Consider the following 15,634-nt stretch of genomic DNA (forward strand, 5'->3'; position numbering starts at 1 on the left):
ATGCGCAAACTCCGGAAGCGGGATAGCGGACGCGTCCGTGCGACGGAGGTCCGGGGACTAGCATGCCGCTTGCGGCGGGCGCGGTGGGCGCCGCGCGCAGGGCGTGTGCGGGAATCGCGACAGGCCGCCCCTGCGGCGGGCGGCCTGAAACCTGTGCGGAAGCGCCGTAAGCAGGCTATCGGCGCGGCGCGCGACACGATCGCCGCGCGTGCGGCCTCAGGCCGCGTCGCCGGCGAGCTTGCGCTGCTTGGCCAGCTTCTTGCGCACCATCTCGCGCTTCAGCGGCGAGAGGTAGTCGACGAACAGCTTGCCGTCGAGGTGGTCCATCTCGTGCTGGATGCAGACCGCGAGCAGGCCGTCGATCTGCAGCTCGAAGGGCTGGCCGTCGCGGCCGATCGCGCGCACCGTGATCTCGTTGGCGCGGGTCACGTCGGCGAAGATGCCGGGCACCGACAGGCAGCCTTCCTGGTACACCTGCTCGCCGGCCTTGGCCACGATTTCGGGGTTGATGAAGACCAACGGCCGGTCGTGCTCCTCGGACACGTCTATCACCATGAAGCGCTGGTGCACGTCGACCTGGCTGGCCGCCAGACCGATGCCCGGGGCCTCGTACATGGTCTCGAACATGTCGTCGAGCAGCGTCTGGAACGCCGGCTCGGTGACACGGGCGGGGTCGACGGGCACGGCTTTGGTGCGCAGCCGCGGGTCGGGAAATTCAAGGATCGGCAACAGAGACATAGCGTCGAAAAAAATGGGGGCGTTGGTCACATACACAAGCAAGAAGGGGATTGTAACCCCGTTTTGGGCCTCGAAAGCTTGCAAGCACGGGGTTCTTCTGGGCTATAGTTCCGAGGCCCGCAAAGGGCAAACCTGCAAGGGGAATCAGGTAGATGGCCGCCATGTTTAAACCATTCCGCGCGGTTGCAACCGCCGCGTTGCTGACGATCGCCACCTACGCCCTCGCGGCGGAGATGCAGGGCGGTCACCCCGACACCTACGTGGTCAAGCGGGGCGACACCCTGTGGGACATCGCCGGCCGCTTCCTTAAGCGTCCGTGGCTGTGGCCGGAAATCTGGCAGGCCAACCCGCAGATCAAGAATCCGCACCTGATCTACCCGGGCGACGTGATCTCGCTGGCTTACCTGGACCGCCTGGGCGTGCAGCCCGGCCCGCGCCAGGAAGCCCCGGTCACGGGCATCCCGCTGGATCAGGTCGAGCCGTTCCTGAAGAACCTGCGCGTGGTCGACAGCTTCGAGCAGCTGCCCTATGTGGTCAGCCTGGAAGAGGACCGCCTGCGCGGCTCCCAGGGCCAGGTCGCCTACATCAAGGGGCTGGAAGGCGCTCAGGCCGGCCAGCGCTACGCCGTGGTCCGCGCGACCCAGCGCTACACCCGCCTGACCAAGGAAAAGTGCTGCGACGTCACCGGCCGCACCACCACCCTGCGCAGCCACGATCTGGACTTCAACGGCCGCAACCCGCCCGGGTTCCAGGCCCTGTGGACCGATTCCACCCTGCCCCAGGGCCGCGGCGATCTGCTCGGTTACGAGCTGATGCAGCTGACCACGGGCACCGTGAGCCGCGGCGAAGTCGGCGGCGTCGGCGCCAGCACGCTGGTGATCGACGATGCCGGCCGCGAAGTCCGGGTCGGCGACCGCCTGATCCCGGTCGAAGCCCAGCCCTACGACCTGCAGTTCTTCCCGCACCCGCCGAAGCAGGAGTTCCAGTACGGACACGCCCGCGTCCTGGCGGTGGCCGACCAGCTCACCAGCGGCGGCGCGCGCGACGTGGTCGCCCTGTCGGTGGGCCGCCTGGACGGCATCGACAACGGCACCGTGCTGTCGACCTGGCGCGTCGGCCGCAACGTGGTCGACCGGGTCAAGGTCGGCGCGGAGCGCTCCGAGGACACCGTCGGCCGCGCCAACAAGGTCCGCGTGCCGGACGAATACGCCGGTCACGTGATGATCTTCCGCACCTTCGACAAGGTCAGCTACGGCCTGGTGATGGAAGGCGTGCGCCCGACCCGGGTCGGCTACGAACTCAAGCATCCGGACGCGCCGTACTGATCCGGCGCCCCGGATACGGGGTTTTCCTACCGCACGATGCGACGGCGCCTGAGGGCGCCGTCGTCGTTTCCGGGCCAGGCTGTACGCATGTCCGAGACCGCCGCCGACCGCCACGCCTTGATCGCCCTGGTCGCCGCCGACGGCGCCTGCGCGCCGCGGCGGACCCTGCTGGAACGCCATGCCGGCCCCGCTGCGGCGCTCGCGGCCGGTGCCGCGGCCTGGCGCGAGGCGGGGTTGGACCCGGCCCAGATCGCGGCCCTGCGCGCACCTGACGCGATGGCGCTGGCGCGCACCCAGGCCTGGCTGGCGTCACCCGGCCGCCACCTGCTCGGTTGGGGCCACCCGGACTACCCGGCGCTGCTGCGGCGCGCGCCGAATCCGCCGCTGGCCCTGTTCGTGGCCGGCGATCCGGTCCGGCTGTGGCACCCGGCGGTGGCCGTGGTCGGCAGCCGCGCGCCCACGCCGGGCGGACGCGACAACGCCGCGGATTTCGCCCGCGCCCTGGCCGGCGCGGGCCTGGGCGTGACCAGCGGGCTCGCGGCCGGCATCGACACCGCCGCGCACCAGGCCGCGCTGGACGCAGGCGGCCTGACCGTGGCCGTGCTCGGCACCGGGCCGGACCTGGCCTATCCGCGCGCCAATGCGGCCCTGCACGCGCGCATCGCCGAGGCCGGAGCGGTGGTCAGCGAGCACTTGCCGGGCACCCAGGGCCGGCCTTCGCACTTCCCCTCGCGCAACCGCATCATCGCCGGCCTCAGCCTGGGCACCCTGGTGGTCGAGGCGGCCGAACGCTCCGGCGCCTTGATCACCGCGCGCCTGGCCGCCGAGGCCGGGCGCGAGGTGTTCGCCCTGCCCGGTTCGATCCACAACCCGCTCGCGCGCGGCTGCCACCGCCTGATCCGCGACGGCGCCGCCCTGGTCGAAAGCGCGGCGGAGCTGAGCGAGGCCTTGGCGCCGCTGGCCCAGGAGCTGGCCGCCGACTTGCGGCTGCGCCTGAACGCCCCCATACAGTGCGGCCACACGTTCGTCACGAGGCCCGTTCAGGATGAGCGCCTCGAGGATCGCGACTACCAGTCCTTGTGGAACGCGCTCGGCCACGACCCCACCGGTATGGATCGCCTGGTCGAGCGGACCGGATTGACGCCTGCCGTACTGTCCTCCATGCTGCTGCTCATGGAGCTTGAGGGTCGCGTAGCGGCGCAACACGGCCGTTACTTCCGCAACCGCTGAGCCACTCCCTGCCGAGGGGCCTAGCGGTCGTAGCCACTCCGGACCCACCGCGCCGCATGCGGCGCAGGCCGAGGGAAATGAAAGAGAGCATCCTGGACGTCCTGCTGTACCTGTTCGAGCATTACTTCACCGACGATGCGGACCTGGTCCGCGACCGCGATTCGCTCCGCAGCGGCCCCCTGTTCGACGAATTGGGCCAGGCCGGTTTCAGTCCCGCCGAAATCAACAAAGCCTTCGAGTGGCTCGATGCGCTGGCGCAACAGCGGCCGGGCGTCAGCGCGCCGCGCGCGAACGGCCCCACCCGCATCTACTTCGGCCCCGAGCTGGACAAGCTGGATGTCGAATGCCGCGGCTTCCTGATGTTCCTGGAACAGCACGGCATCCTCGACGCCGATCAGCGCGAACTGGTGCTGGACCGCGCGATGGCGCTGGATCAGGACGAGCTCGATCTGGACGACCTCAAATGGGTCGTGCTGATGGTGCTGTTCAACCAGCCCGGGTCGGAAGCGGCCTACGCCTGGATGGAAACGCAGATGTTCGAGGACGAGCCCGAACCGGTACATTAAGGGCGCACGAATCAAGCGCGCGGCGCCTGGGGAGGCGCCGCGCCGGCGTCGACCCCGTGGCGACGCCCTATCAAGGACGACTCCAGGGGGAGCGAAGATGGCGGATTGGTATTACCACGATGCGGCGCAAGGCCGTGTCGGACCTTTGAGCGCGGAAGACCTGCAGGCGCGCTATCGCGAACGCCGCATCCAGCGCGACACCCTCGTATGGCGCGAAGGCCTGCGCGAATGGCAGCCGCTGGATCGGCTGTCCGAGGAACTGGGCCTGGACGGCATCCAGCAGGACACCGCCAAGCCGCCGCCGCTGCCGCCGGGCGGCCCGATCGGCATGAACGCCAGCACCGCCTACGCCGGCCCCGCCGCGGCTGCGGGCGCGGGCAGCGTGCGCACCGACGTGCGCTACACCGCGCCGCCCAAGCGCGGCATGTCCGGCTGCCTGATCGCCTTCATCGTGCTGGCAGTGCTGGCGCTGCCGGTGGTCGGCATCCTGGCCGCGATCGCGTTGCCCGCGTATCAGGACTACACCCTGCGCGCCAAGACCGCGCAGAGCTTCAACGAAGCCAACGCGGTCAAGCTGGCGGTGGCCGAGCACCTGGCCGCCAACGGCCGCTGCCCCAACAACGGCGACGACGGTTTCGGCGCAGCCACCGACTACGCCAGCGCGACCACCGCGCAGATCAAGATCGGCACCATGCACAACGGCCACTGCGCGCTCGAGCTCGAGCTGCGCGGCATCGGCCCCAAGGTGGACGGCAAGACCATCTGGTTCGAAGCCATCCCCGAGGGCGACCGCGTGGACTGGGACTGCAGCGGCGGCGATCTGCCCGCGATCTACCGACCGGGCACCTGCCGCCCGGGCACCTCCATCAGCAACGGCTGAACCGACATGACCGATTGGTACTACAGCGACAGCGACCGCAACCGTCACGGCCCGGTGCGCGCCGAAGATCTGGAGCAGCTGCACAGCCACGGCCAGCTCTCGCCCGAGACCCTGGTGTGGCGCGAAGGCATGGAAACCTGGCGCCCCTGGCGCGAGATGATCGGCGAAGTCATCCCCGGCGCCGGCCGTCCCGCGCCGGCCGCGGCGACGTTCGCGACCGCCTCGGCCGATGCCGCACCCGACGCCGACGCCAACCCCTACGCGATCGCCGAACCGGCCTCGCCCTACGCCCCGCCGCGCGCGGCGCTGGCCGAGACCGCCGAGGTCGTGCTGGGCGGCGAAGTGGTCTACGCCGGGTTCTGGAAGCGCGTGGCGGCCAGCATGATCGACGGCTTCGTGGTCGGCATCGTCGGCGGCATCCTGCAGATGATCCTGATGATGGTGTTCTTCGGCATCGGCGCCGGCCTCAGCGGCAACCCGGAGACCATGTTCGAAAGCGGCGGCGCGATCGCCCTGCTGGTCCTGGTCTACCTGCTGCCGCTGGCGATGCAGGCGCTGTACTTCGGCATGTTCCATTCCTCGGCCAAGCAGGCCACCCTGGGCAAGATGGCGATCGGCATCAAGGTGGTCGACGACAACGGCGGCCGGATCAGCCTGGCGCGCGGCATCGGCCGCTTCTTCGCCTACCTGGTGAGCAGCCTGACCCTGGGCATCGGCGTGTTGATGGTGGCCTTCACCGACCGCAAGCGCGGCCTGCACGACATGATGGCCAGCACCCTGGTGGTGGACCAGTGGGCCTACACCGCCCACCCGGAGCGCCAGCGCCACGAGCTGGGCACGGTCGCGACGGTGATCCTGGTGATCTTCGGCGTCCTGATCGCCCTGTACGTGGTGTTCCTGCTGTTCATGCTGGCCGCGGTCGGCCTGGCCAGCCGCTGAACCTGAACGGACGAAGCTGAATGGGAGCCCGGTCCTAAGCGGCTCCCGGTCGCACTCGCAACGCCCCGCGCTTGACAGCCGGGGCCGCCGCATGGTCCCAATAAAAAAGGAAACCCTGAACGCCCGCGGCTTCATTGCCGCGGGCGTAGCCTTCTTTGCGTTAGTCAGTTGCAGTGCGCCGGCAATGGCCCCTGCGGAGCTCCAATGGCCAAGAACCTCCTCATCGTCGAGTCGCCCGCCAAGGCCAAGACGATCAATAAGTACCTCGGCAAGGACTTCACCGTCCTGGCCTCCTACGGCCACGTCCGCGATCTGGTGCCCAAGGAAGGCGCGGTCGATCCGGACAATCACTTCGCGATGGACTACGCGGTCATCGAGAAGAACGAAAAACACGTCGATGCGATCGCCAAGGCCGCCAAGAGCGCCGACAACCTGTTTCTGGCGACCGACCCGGACCGCGAAGGCGAAGCGATCAGCTGGCACATCGGCGAGATCCTGCGCGAGCGCGGCCTGCTCGAAGGCAAGCCCCTGCAGCGCGTGGTGTTCACCGAGATCACCCCGCGCGCGATCAAGGAGGCCATGAACCACCCGCGCGCGATCGCCGGGGATCTGGTCGACGCCCAGCAGGCGCGCCGCGCCCTGGACTACCTGGTCGGCTTCAATCTCTCGCCGGTGCTGTGGCGCAAGGTCCAGCGCGGCCTGTCCGCCGGCCGCGTGCAGTCGCCGGCGCTGCGCATGATCGTCGAGCGCGAGGAGGAGATCGAAGCCTTCGTCGCGCGCGAGTACTGGACCATCGAGGCCGAGTGCGCGCACCCCAGCCAGACCTTCACCGCCAAGCTGGCCAAGCTGGACGGCAAGAAGTTCGAGCAGTTCACCATCACCCAGGGCGACACCGCCGAGGACGCGCGCAAGCGCATCGTCGCGGCCGCCAACGGCGCCCTGCACGTCACCGACGTGGCCAGCAAGGAGCGCAAGCGCCGCCCGGCGCCGCCGTTCACCACCTCGACCCTGCAACAGGAGGCCGCGCGCAAGCTCGGCTTCACCACCAAGCGCACCATGCAGGTCGCGCAGAAGCTGTACGAGGGCGTGGCGATCGGCGACGAAGGCACGGTCGGCCTGATCAGCTATATGCGTACCGACTCGGTCGCGCTGTCGGCCGATGCCCTGGTCGAGCTGCGCGACGTGATCGCGCGCGACTACGGCACCCGCGCCCTGCCCGACCAGCCCAACGTCTACAAGACCAAGTCCAAGAACGCCCAGGAAGCGCACGAAGCGGTGCGTCCGACCTCGGCGCTGCGCACGCCCTCGCAGGTGTCGCGCTTCCTCGACGACGACGCACGCCGCCTGTACGAACTGATCTGGAAGCGCACCGTCGCCTCGCAGATGGTGCCGGCCACGCTCAACACCGTCTCGGTCGACCTGGCCGCGGGCAGCGAGCACAGCTTCCGCGCCAGCGGCACCACCGTGATCGATCCGGGCTTCCTGGCCGTGTACGAGGAAGGCAAGGACAGCAAGGGCGCCGAGGACGAGGACGAAGGCCGCAAGCTGCCGTCGATGAAGACCGGCGACCGCGTGCCGCTGGACCGCATCCACACCGATCAGCACTTCACCCAGCCGCCCGCGCGCTACACCGAAGCGGCCCTGGTCAAGGCGCTGGAGGAGTACGGCATCGGCCGTCCCTCGACCTACGCCTCGATCATCCAGACCCTGCTGTTCCGCAAGTACGTGGAATTGGAAAGCCGCAGCTTCCGCCCTAGCGACGTCGGCCGCGCTGTGTCCAAGTTCCTGTCCGGCCACTTCACCCAGTACGTCGACTACGACTTCACCGCCAAGCTCGAGGACGAGCTCGACGCGGTATCGCGCGGCGAAGAGGAATGGGTGCCGCTGATGGAGCGGTTCTGGGAACCGTTCAAGAAGCTGGTCGAGGAGAAGAAGGAATCGGTCGATCGCAGCGAGGCCACCGGCGCGCGCGAGCTCGGCACCGATCCCAAGAGCGGCAAGCCGGTCAGCGTGCGCCTGGGCCGTTACGGGCCGTACGCGCAGATCGGCACCGCCGAGGACGAGGACAAGCCGACCTTCGCCTCGCTGCGCCCGGGCCAGAGCATGCACACCATCGGCCTGGACGACGCGCTGGAGCTGTTCAAGCTGCCGCGCAAGCTAGGCCAGGACAAGGACGAGGAAGTCAGCGTCGGCATCGGCCGCTTCGGCCCCTTCGCCAAGCGCGGCAGCACCTATGCCTCGCTGAAGAAGGAGGACGATCCGTACACGATCGACCTGGCGCGCGCGGTGTTCCTGATCGAAGAGAAGGAAGAGATCGCGCGCAATCGCATCATCAAGGAATTCGAAGGCAGCGAGATCCAGGTCCTCAACGGCCGCTTCGGCCCCTACATCAGCGACGGCAAGCTCAACGGCCGCATTCCCAAGGACCGCGAGCCGGCGTCGCTGACGCTGGAGGAAGTGGTCAAGCTGATGGAAGAGACCGGCAAGCCGATGCGCGGCCGTTTCGGCAAGAAGACCGCGGCCAAGAAGGACGCGCCGGCCAAGAAGGCGGCGGCCAAGAAGACCACGGAAAAGAAGCCGGCGGCGAAGAAGGCGGTCAAGAAGGCCGCCAAGAAGACTGCGAAGAAAGCGACCAAGAAGACCGCGGCCAAGACGGCGCCGGTGAAAGCGGTCGAGACCGTGGCGCCGCCCAAGAAGCCGATCAGCACCGCCAAGAAGCTGGTCAAGAAAGCCTCCTGATCGCGCGCGCATCGCTGCCGACGAAACGAAAACCCCGGCCTGTCCGGGGTTTTTCGTATGCGCGCGACGCATGCGCGCAACATGCGCGGCGGTATGGCGCGCGGACGCACGCGCGATGCCGCGCGCAGTCGCATCGAGGCGTTTCGATGCGGGCGGACGTGACCGCATAGCGAACTGCGCCACAGATTCGCGCGTCCGCGCGTCCTACTATCGACGGCTACGACAGATCGCGGCCATGTCCCGCGACGCGCACGACGCAGCATTTCCTGACCGAGGGGGCACCACCCACCCTTCCACTCTTGTCGGGAGTCGACATGACCATCCTCAACTCGCGGGCGCAGGCCGGCTGTGCCGCCGCGCTCGCTCTGGCCGCCTTGTGGCCGCACGGCGCGGCGCAAGCGCACGGCACCATGATCCATCCCTACAGCCGCGTGTACTACTGCGCGCAGGGCAACATCGAGAACCCCACCGATCCGGCCTGTCGCGCCGCGACCCAGGTCGGCGGCACCCAGGCGTTCTACGACTGGATGAGCATCAACCAGGCCAACGCCAACGACAATCACCGCGCGGTGGTGCCCGACGGCAAGCTGTGCAGCGGCAACAACGCCACTTTCCGCGGCCTGGACCTGGCGCGCGACGATTGGCAGGCCACCGACATCGCAGCCGGCAGCTACGAGTTCCAGTTCCGCGGCACCGCGCCGCACGCCACGCGCGAATGGGCGTTCTACATCACCCGCGAAGGCTGGGATCCGAACACGCCGCTGCGCTGGAACGATCTCGAACACTTCTGCAGCATCGGCAACACGCCCGTGGTCGGCGGCATCTACCGTCTGCAATGCACGATCCCGCAGCGCACGGGCCGCCACGTGATCTACAACACCTGGCAGCGCTCGGATTCGACCGAGGCCTTCTACACCTGCATGGACGTGAAGTTCGCCGGCGGCGGCAATCCGCCTCCGCCGCCGCAATGGCGCGACGCCGGCCCGCTGACCGCGCAGAACGATCACCCGATCGGCACCACGGTCAGCGTGCGCGTGTTCAACGCCAACGGCAGCGATGCCGAACGCATCGACACCGTGCTGATGGCCGGCCAGACCAGCGCCGCGGCCTGGCCGCTGCGGGTCGCGCAGAACGTGAACGCGCAGGCCAGCACGGTGCGCATCGGCGTGCTCCAGAACGGCGCGATCACGCCGGTGCCCGCCGCCACCGGCAACCGCGTCTACCTCAACGGCAGCGGACGCACGCATCAGATCGACGTGCGCCTGCCCGATCCGCCGCAGCCGCCGGAACCGCCGGGCCCCACGCCGGATTACGACTACGTCTACCCGGCCGGCATCGGTCAGTACGTGCCCGGCCAGACCGTGGTCAAGGCCAGCGACGGCAAGCTCTACGCCTGCAAGCCCTTCCCCGAGGGCGCCTGGTGCAACATCGACGCCGACGCCTACCGCCCCGGCACCGGCTGGGCTTGGCGCGACGCCTGGATCGCCTACTGAGGCACGCGCGACGCAGGGGTTGCGCCCCTGCGTCGCTTGCCGGTGTCGCCTGGCTTCGGGGTAGGAGCGGCGCGAGCCGCGACCGCGACAGGCGGCGACACACGCAGATTTCGGTGTCGGGCCGAGGCTCGGCGTCCGGCGATTCGTCGCTTCGGCGTCGCGGCTCACGCCGCTCCTACCCCAAGGCAAGCCACCGCATTCCGGCCGCCGCGGCGCGGTGCGACACTATCCGCATGCACACCGCCGCACCCATGACCATCGAAGCCGCCGCCGCCGCGCTGCGCCGTGGCGGCGTGATCGCCTACCCGACCGAGGCCGTCTGGGGCCTGGGCTGCGATCCCTTCGACGAGGCCGCCCTGTTGCGCCTGCTGGCGATCAAGCAGCGTCCGGTCGACAAGGGCGTGATCCTGATCGCCGGCGCGCTCGCCCAGTTCGACGGTCTGCTGGACTGGGACGCGCTCGCGCCGGAGCAGCGCGCAGCCGTGCACGCGAGCTGGCCCGGCCCGCATACCTGGATCGTGCCGACCACCGCGCGCGTGCCGCGCTGGATCACCGGCGCCCACGACGGCGTCGCCGTGCGGGTCAGCGCGCACCCCACCGTGATCGCGCTGTGCGCCGCGTTCGGCGGCGCCCTGGTCTCGACCAGCGCCAACCTCGCCGGCGCCCCGCCCGCACCCTCGCGCGCCGCCCTGGACCCCGCGGTGCTGGCCCTGGTCGACGGGGTCAGTCTGGGCGAGACCGGCGGCCTGAACGCACCGACCCAGATCCGCGACGCCCGCAGCGGCGCGGTGCTGCGCGCCTGAACGGCGGTCAACGCCGCCGCCCGTGCGTGGTCCGCCTCGACTTCCGCACCCCCTGGCGCAGGCGCAAGATGCGCGCATGAAGCCGCGTACGCGCCCCTGCCTGCTGTTCGCCCTGCTGGCCCTGGCCGGCGGCGCGCAGGCGGCCGAGGTCACGATCTACCGCTGCACCGACGCCCAGGGCCGGCTGAGCCTGCGCGACACGCCCTGCGCGCGCGGCGAGCAGCAGCAGACCCGTGCGATGACGGTGCCGCGCGATCCGCCGCCGCGTCCGACCGATGCGGTCGCGCGCACCGAGCCGGCGCCGGCGCCGGCGGCGACGCCGCAGCCGCGTCCGCAGGTGATCGTGGTCAACACGCCGCGCCCGATGTACGACTGCGTGACGCCCGACGGCGACCGCTACACCAGCGAAACCGCCGAGGGCAATCCGCGCTGGGTGCCGCTGTGGACGCTGATGCCGGTGATCGCCACGCGCAATCCGCTGGGCGACCGCGTCGGCGCGCGCCGGCCGCCGCCGACCGAGTTTCGCCCCGGTCCGCCGCGTCCGCTGCCGCCGGGGGTGGGATTCGCGTACCCTGCGGGCACCTGGGTACGCGACGAATGCCACGCTCTGCCGCAACGCGAAGTCTGCGCGCGCTTGAGCGATCGCCGCTACGAGCTCGACCGCCGCTACAACAGCGCGCTGCAGAGCGAGCGCGCGCGCATCCAGACCGAACAGCGCGGCATCGATGCGCGCTTGGCCGACGATTGCGGAGCGTACTGATGCGGTTGCTGTGGAGTTTGGTGTTGCTGGCCCTGGCCGGCGCCGCGCAGGCGCAGCAGGTCACGATTTATCGCTGCACCGACGCCAGCGGCGCGCTGACGGTGCAGAACGACGTGCCCTGTCCGAAGGGCAGCAAGCAGGACAAGCGCGTGATCGGCTCGGCGCCGACCGTGTCGACCCCACCCTCGTTCGTTACGCCGGTCGCAGGGCCGCCGGTGCCGCCGCCCGCGCCGAGCGCAGCCCCGGCCGCAACGCCGGCGCCCAGCGCCGCGCCCGCGAACGCGGCGCCGAAGGACAACGTCGCCGCCGGCGACCGTCTGCCGCCGCCGACCCTGTTCGAGTGCCGCACCTTCGACAACGACCGCTACCTCAGCGACAAGGGCGACCAGCCCGAGCGCTGTGCGCCGCTGCAGACGGTCGGCGTCAACGGCGGGCCCAGCGCGGGCGCCGCCTGCCAGATGGTCACCGATCAATGCCAGCGCGTCGCCGACGGCGCCTTGTGCGAGAGCTGGCGGCAGCGCCTGCGGCAGGCCGAGTCGCAGTTGCGCTTCGGCCCCGCCGATCAGCGCGCGGGCGCGCAGGCGGACGTCGAGCGCATGGGGCGGATCGTGCGCGAGAGCACCTGCGGGCAATAGGTCCGGGGTGTCGCACGCCGCGGCGACGCGCGTGCTGGCAAGAGCAAATCCCCCTCAATCCCCCTTTTTCAAAGGGGGAGGCAGAGCGGCGATGGCGCGGTTTCCGGGCCGTTCGTGGTGAGTCATTTGAGCCATGAGCGGCGGGCTCGCGTGTCTCCAAAAGCCAATCCCACTCAACACCCTTTTTCGAAGGAGGAAGACACGCCTTGCACGCGCCGCCGCAGGCGCCGGTCTTGAGGGGATAGAGCAGGCGCAGTCCCGTGCGCGTTGCGCTACGCCCGTTTCAGAACCCGTAGCGCAGGAATCCGCCGTCCACCGCGATGCATTCGCCGGTGATGTAGCCGGCCGCGGGCAGGCATAGGAAGGCGACCGCGGCGGCGACTTCCTCGGCTTCGCCGATGCGGCCCAGCGGCGTGCGCAGCAGCACTTCGTCCAGGTAGTCCGGATCGGCGAGCTTGTCGGAGGTGCGGCGGGTGCGTATGTACCAGGGCGCGACCGCGTTCACGCGCACGCCGTCCTCGGCCCATTCGACCGCGAGGTTGCGGGTCATCTGGTGCATCGCCGCCTTGCTCATGCCGTAGGGCGCGCCGGTGCGCACATGGGTGACGCCGGACACGCTGCCGACGTTGACGATGCTGGAGGCCGCATGCCGGGTCAGCAGCGGATGCGCGTAGCGCGACAGCTCGAAGGCCGAGAACAGGTTGATCTCGAACACCTGCCGCCATTCGTCCTCGGTGTAGTCGGTGGACGCCTTGACCAGGTTGCCGCCGGCGTTGTTGACCAGGATGTGCAGGCCTTCGCCGAAGTCCTCGACCCAGTCCAGCAGCTCGCGGCGCTGCTCCTCGTCGGCGACGTCGGCGACGAAGGCCTGGACTTCGCGCTCGGGAAAGTCCTCCAGCAGCTCGGCGCGCGCCGCGTCCAGCGCGGCGATGTCGCGCGCGGCCAGCAGCACGTCGGCGCCGAAGCCCAACAGTTCGCGCGCGATCGCGCGGCCGATGCCCGCGCTGCCGCCGGTCACCAGGGCCAGCTGTCCGTCCAGTCGCCAACGTTTGGGGTCCATGCCTGCCTCCGCCTCCGAATGTCCGGCCGATCGCCGTCGCGGCGTCGCCGTTTTGCGGCGGCCTGCGCTTGTCGCGCGCGGCCGCCGGCGTAGCATAGCCGCGTCACCGACGAGGATGCCGCGATGCGCTCACCGAAGTCCCGCACCACCCCGCTCCGCCTGGCGCCGCTGGGCGCGGCCACGCTGGCGCTGCTGCTGGCGGCCGGCTGCTCCAAGCCGCAGCCGCCGGAGAAGGAACGCCCGGTCGACCCCAAGGCCACCCAGCTGCGCGACAGCATCCAGCAGCCGATCCAGAAGGCGCAGGCGGTGGAGGCCGACGTGATCGAGGCCGCGGACAAGCAGCGCGACGCGATCGAGGCGCAGGCGAATTGAGGCAGGAGTGAGTGTGGAGAAGTGAGGAGCGAGCGAAAGCTCCGCCCTTACTCGCTTCTCACAAACAAAAAAGCCCCGCCGTAGCGGGGCTTTTTCTTGCGCCGCGGATCAGAGCCCGCAGAAGCAATAGGCCAGCGACTTCACCGGCACGCCGCGGGTGGGCTGCACCGAGCTCTGCAGGAAGCGCAGGTCGGCCGCGGCCTGCGGCATGGCCTTGCCGATCAGGCTGCGCGCCAGATCGGAATCGTTGCGCAGCCAGGCCGCGCCGATGCGGCTCTCGGCGAAGCCGGCGAAGAAGCGTTCGAACGGGGTCGCGCTCTTCTCGATGTAACGCAGCTGGTAGTCGTCCTTGGCCAGCTTGGCGCGCTTGGCCACGTCTTCGATCGCGGTCTGCAGGCCGCCGAAGTCGTCGACCAGGCCGCGCTCCTTCGCCTGCGCACCGCTCCACACGCGACCGCGCGCGATGCCGTCGATCTCTTCCACCGGACGCTTGCGCGCGGTGGCGACCTTGCCGGTGAAGTCGCGGTAACCCTTGTCGATCACCGACTGGATCACCTGGCCGACTTCCGGCGCCAGCGGGCGGGTGATGTCGAACGCGCCGGCGAAACGGGTGGTGCCGACGCCGTCGGCGCGCACGCCGATCTTCTCCAGGGTGCGCGGGATGGTCGGGATCATGCCGAAGATGCCGATCGAACCGGTGATGGTCGAGGGATCGGCGTAGATCTTGTCGGCGTTCATCGAGATCCAGTAGCCGCCCGAAGCGGCCAGGTCGCCCATCGAGACCACGACCGGCTTGCCGGCGGCCTTGAGCGCGACGATCTCGCGACGGATCTGCTCGGAGGCGAACACTTCGCCGCCGGGCGAATCCACGCGCAGCACCAGCGCCTTGACGTTCTCGTCGTCGCGCGCCTCGCGCAGCAGCGCGGCGGTCGACACGCCGCCGACCGTGCCCGGCGGCTGCTCGCCGCCGCTGATTTCGCCCTCGGCGACCACCACCGCGATCTGCGGACGGCTGTCGGCGGCGGCCGGCAGGGAGGCGCTGTTGAGCTGGGCCAGGTAACCGTCCAGCGACACCTGGCGGAAGCCGCCCTCGGCGTCTTCGTCGGCCACGCCGCGCTCGATCAGCAGGTCGTCGACCTGCTCGCGCGTCTTCAGGCCGTCGACCAGCTTCTGCTGCAGCGCGTACTTGGCCAGGTCGCCCTGCGCGGCTTCGATCTGGGCCGGCATCTGGTCGATGTCGGCGGCGATCTTGGCGGCGTCGAGCTTGCGCGCCTTGGCCACGTCGGCCAGGTAGCGCTGCCACACGTCGTTCATCCAGTACAGGTCGGCTTCCTTGGCTTCCGCCGAGGCCGCATCCAGCACGTAGGGTTCGGCCGCGGACTTGTACTCGCCGACCTTGAACAGGTGCACGTCGACGCCGAGCTTTTCCTGCAGGCCCTGACGGTAGTACAGACGGTAACGGCCCAGGCCCTCGAGCATCAGCTGACCCATCGGATCCAGATAGATCTCGTTGGCCTGCGCGGCCAGCAGGTACTGCTTCTGGTCCATGGCTTCGCTGAAGGCGATCACCTGCTTGCCGGCGGCGCGCACGCGCGCGATCGCCGCGGCGACGTCGCGCATCGAGGCCATGCCGCTGCCCTGCAGCTGATCCAGGCGCAGCACCACGCGGTTGATGCGCTTGTCGTCCTTGGCCGCGTCCAGCGCGCGCAGCAGGTCGCGCAGCTGCACTTCGCCGCTCTTTTCGCCCACCACCTTGCCGAGCGCGCGCGAGGCCGGGTCGCTGCTGTACTGCTCGACCAGGGTGGCTTCCGGCGCGATCACCAGGGTGGTGCCTTCCAGCAGCGGTTTGATCCGCCCGGCCGAACTCATGGCGATCAGGAACAGGAACAACAAGGTGAAGAACACCAGGTTGAAGATCAGCCGGCGGGTGAAGTTCATCGCATCCCAGAGGCCGACGAAAAACCGGGCCACCGGGCCGCGACGCGAGGTATCGTTCATTGCGCACACTCCATTAGACGTTCGCAGCGTACCGCGACCCGGGGTTTTTCTTCATCCGCCATTCGTAACGCGGATTTTTCGCATACGGCCAAGATC

14 protein-coding genes are annotated in these 15,634 nt (G+C 69.6%); 11 read left to right on the top strand and 3 right to left on the bottom strand.

Translation table 11 applies throughout. The features are described from left to right. Positions 1-216: 216 nt before the first annotated feature. On the bottom strand, positions 217-738 hold the full coding sequence (gene def / locus BMZ45_RS06375; RefSeq protein ID WP_057163512.1) for a peptide deformylase: 522 nt from the start codon (positions 736-738) through the stop codon (positions 217-219). A 161-nt stretch (positions 739-899) separates the two neighbouring features. Between def and BMZ45_RS06380 the strand changes: the two genes are divergently transcribed. From BMZ45_RS06380 to BMZ45_RS06425, 10 genes are all read left to right on the top strand, one after another. Continuing rightward, complete coding sequence (locus tag BMZ45_RS06380) at positions 900-2,063, top strand: LysM peptidoglycan-binding domain-containing protein (RefSeq protein ID WP_091634167.1); 1,164 nt, start codon at positions 900-902, stop codon at positions 2,061-2,063. Between the two features lie 87 nt (positions 2,064-2,150). Further along, positions 2,151-3,293 (top strand): DNA-processing protein DprA, encoded by a 1,143-nt coding sequence (dprA, locus tag BMZ45_RS06385; protein ID WP_091633774.1) that lies wholly within the window; start codon positions 2,151-2,153, stop codon positions 3,291-3,293. A 77-nt stretch (positions 3,294-3,370) separates the two neighbouring features. Continuing rightward, complete coding sequence (locus BMZ45_RS06390) at positions 3,371-3,859, top strand: DUF494 family protein (protein WP_056177988.1); 489 nt, start codon at positions 3,371-3,373, stop codon at positions 3,857-3,859. Positions 3,860-3,956: 97 nt separating this feature from the next. Further along, positions 3,957-4,739 carry a pilin gene (locus tag BMZ45_RS06395; RefSeq protein ID WP_091633777.1) on the top strand — a complete coding sequence of 261 codons (783 nt, stop codon included), beginning with the start codon at positions 3,957-3,959 and terminating at the stop codon, positions 4,737-4,739. 6 nt (positions 4,740-4,745) lie between these two features. Beyond that, entirely contained in the window at positions 4,746-5,678 is a 933-nt protein-coding gene (locus tag BMZ45_RS06400; RefSeq protein ID WP_091633780.1) for an RDD family protein, read from the top strand. A 204-nt stretch (positions 5,679-5,882) separates the two neighbouring features. Then, the gene (locus BMZ45_RS06405; protein WP_091633783.1) at positions 5,883-8,417 is read left to right on the top strand and encodes a DNA topoisomerase I; all 2,535 of its coding nucleotides are present in this window, start codon (positions 5,883-5,885) and stop codon (positions 8,415-8,417) included. Positions 8,418-8,827: 410 nt separating this feature from the next. After that, positions 8,828-9,910 carry a lytic polysaccharide monooxygenase gene (locus BMZ45_RS06410; RefSeq protein ID WP_254776571.1) on the top strand — a complete coding sequence of 361 codons (1,083 nt, stop codon included), beginning with the start codon at positions 8,828-8,830 and terminating at the stop codon, positions 9,908-9,910. Positions 9,911-10,143: 233 nt separating this feature from the next. Then, entirely contained in the window at positions 10,144-10,713 is a 570-nt protein-coding gene (locus tag BMZ45_RS06415; RefSeq protein ID WP_254776542.1) for a Sua5/YciO/YrdC/YwlC family protein, read from the top strand. A 76-nt stretch (positions 10,714-10,789) separates the two neighbouring features. Continuing rightward, a complete protein-coding gene (locus BMZ45_RS06420; protein ID WP_091633792.1) occupies positions 10,790-11,473 on the top strand; it encodes a DUF4124 domain-containing protein in 684 nt (227 codons plus the stop codon). Next, on the top strand, positions 11,473-12,108 hold the full coding sequence (locus tag BMZ45_RS06425) for a hypothetical protein (RefSeq protein WP_091633795.1): 636 nt from the start codon (positions 11,473-11,475) through the stop codon (positions 12,106-12,108). Before BMZ45_RS06420 ends, BMZ45_RS06425 begins: the two co-directional genes overlap by 1 nt. Positions 12,109-12,391: 283 nt before the next feature. Here BMZ45_RS06425 and BMZ45_RS06430 read toward each other — a convergent pair whose 3' ends face one another. After that, entirely contained in the window at positions 12,392-13,168 is a 777-nt protein-coding gene (locus BMZ45_RS06430; protein ID WP_056177972.1) for an SDR family oxidoreductase, read from the bottom strand. A gap of 123 nt (positions 13,169-13,291) precedes the next feature. On the opposite strand from BMZ45_RS06430, the gene BMZ45_RS06435 reads away from it, so the two are divergent. Further along, a complete protein-coding gene (locus BMZ45_RS06435) occupies positions 13,292-13,540 on the top strand; it encodes a hypothetical protein (protein ID WP_091633798.1) in 249 nt (82 codons plus the stop codon). A 108-nt stretch (positions 13,541-13,648) separates the two neighbouring features. Here the strand turns inward: BMZ45_RS06435 and sppA are convergent, their stop codons facing one another. Continuing rightward, positions 13,649-15,538 (bottom strand): signal peptide peptidase SppA, encoded by a 1,890-nt coding sequence (sppA, locus tag BMZ45_RS06440; protein ID WP_091633801.1) that lies wholly within the window; start codon positions 15,536-15,538, stop codon positions 13,649-13,651. Positions 15,539-15,634: the final 96 nt, after the last annotated feature.

The sequence above is a fragment of the Lysobacter sp. cf310 genome (genome assembly GCF_900114355.1).
In the GTDB taxonomy this organism is placed as follows: Bacteria; Pseudomonadota; Gammaproteobacteria; order Xanthomonadales; family Xanthomonadaceae; genus Lysobacter.

Excerpts from the sequence above, each read along its gene's own strand:
- def (WP_057163512.1), bottom strand. The coding sequence starts at position 738 with ATGTCTCTGTTGCCGATCCTTGAATTTCCCGACCCGCGGCTGCGCACC.
- BMZ45_RS06380 (WP_091634167.1), top strand. The coding sequence starts at position 900 with ATGTTTAAACCATTCCGCGCGGTTGCAACCGCCGCGTTGCTGACGATC.
- dprA (WP_091633774.1), top strand. The coding sequence starts at position 2,151 with ATGTCCGAGACCGCCGCCGACCGCCACGCCTTGATCGCCCTGGTCGCC.
- BMZ45_RS06390 (WP_056177988.1), top strand. The coding sequence starts at position 3,371 with ATGAAAGAGAGCATCCTGGACGTCCTGCTGTACCTGTTCGAGCATTAC.
- BMZ45_RS06395 (WP_091633777.1), top strand. The coding sequence starts at position 3,957 with ATGGCGGATTGGTATTACCACGATGCGGCGCAAGGCCGTGTCGGACCT.
- BMZ45_RS06400 (WP_091633780.1), top strand. The coding sequence starts at position 4,746 with ATGACCGATTGGTACTACAGCGACAGCGACCGCAACCGTCACGGCCCG.
- BMZ45_RS06405 (WP_091633783.1), top strand. The coding sequence starts at position 5,883 with ATGGCCAAGAACCTCCTCATCGTCGAGTCGCCCGCCAAGGCCAAGACG.
- BMZ45_RS06410 (WP_254776571.1), top strand. The coding sequence starts at position 8,828 with ATGATCCATCCCTACAGCCGCGTGTACTACTGCGCGCAGGGCAACATC.
- BMZ45_RS06415 (WP_254776542.1), top strand. The coding sequence starts at position 10,144 with ATGCACACCGCCGCACCCATGACCATCGAAGCCGCCGCCGCCGCGCTG.
- BMZ45_RS06420 (WP_091633792.1), top strand. The coding sequence starts at position 10,790 with ATGAAGCCGCGTACGCGCCCCTGCCTGCTGTTCGCCCTGCTGGCCCTG.
- BMZ45_RS06425 (WP_091633795.1), top strand. The coding sequence starts at position 11,473 with ATGCGGTTGCTGTGGAGTTTGGTGTTGCTGGCCCTGGCCGGCGCCGCG.
- BMZ45_RS06430 (WP_056177972.1), bottom strand. The coding sequence starts at position 13,168 with ATGGACCCCAAACGTTGGCGACTGGACGGACAGCTGGCCCTGGTGACC.
- BMZ45_RS06435 (WP_091633798.1), top strand. The coding sequence starts at position 13,292 with ATGCGCTCACCGAAGTCCCGCACCACCCCGCTCCGCCTGGCGCCGCTG.
- sppA (WP_091633801.1), bottom strand. The coding sequence starts at position 15,538 with ATGAACGATACCTCGCGTCGCGGCCCGGTGGCCCGGTTTTTCGTCGGC.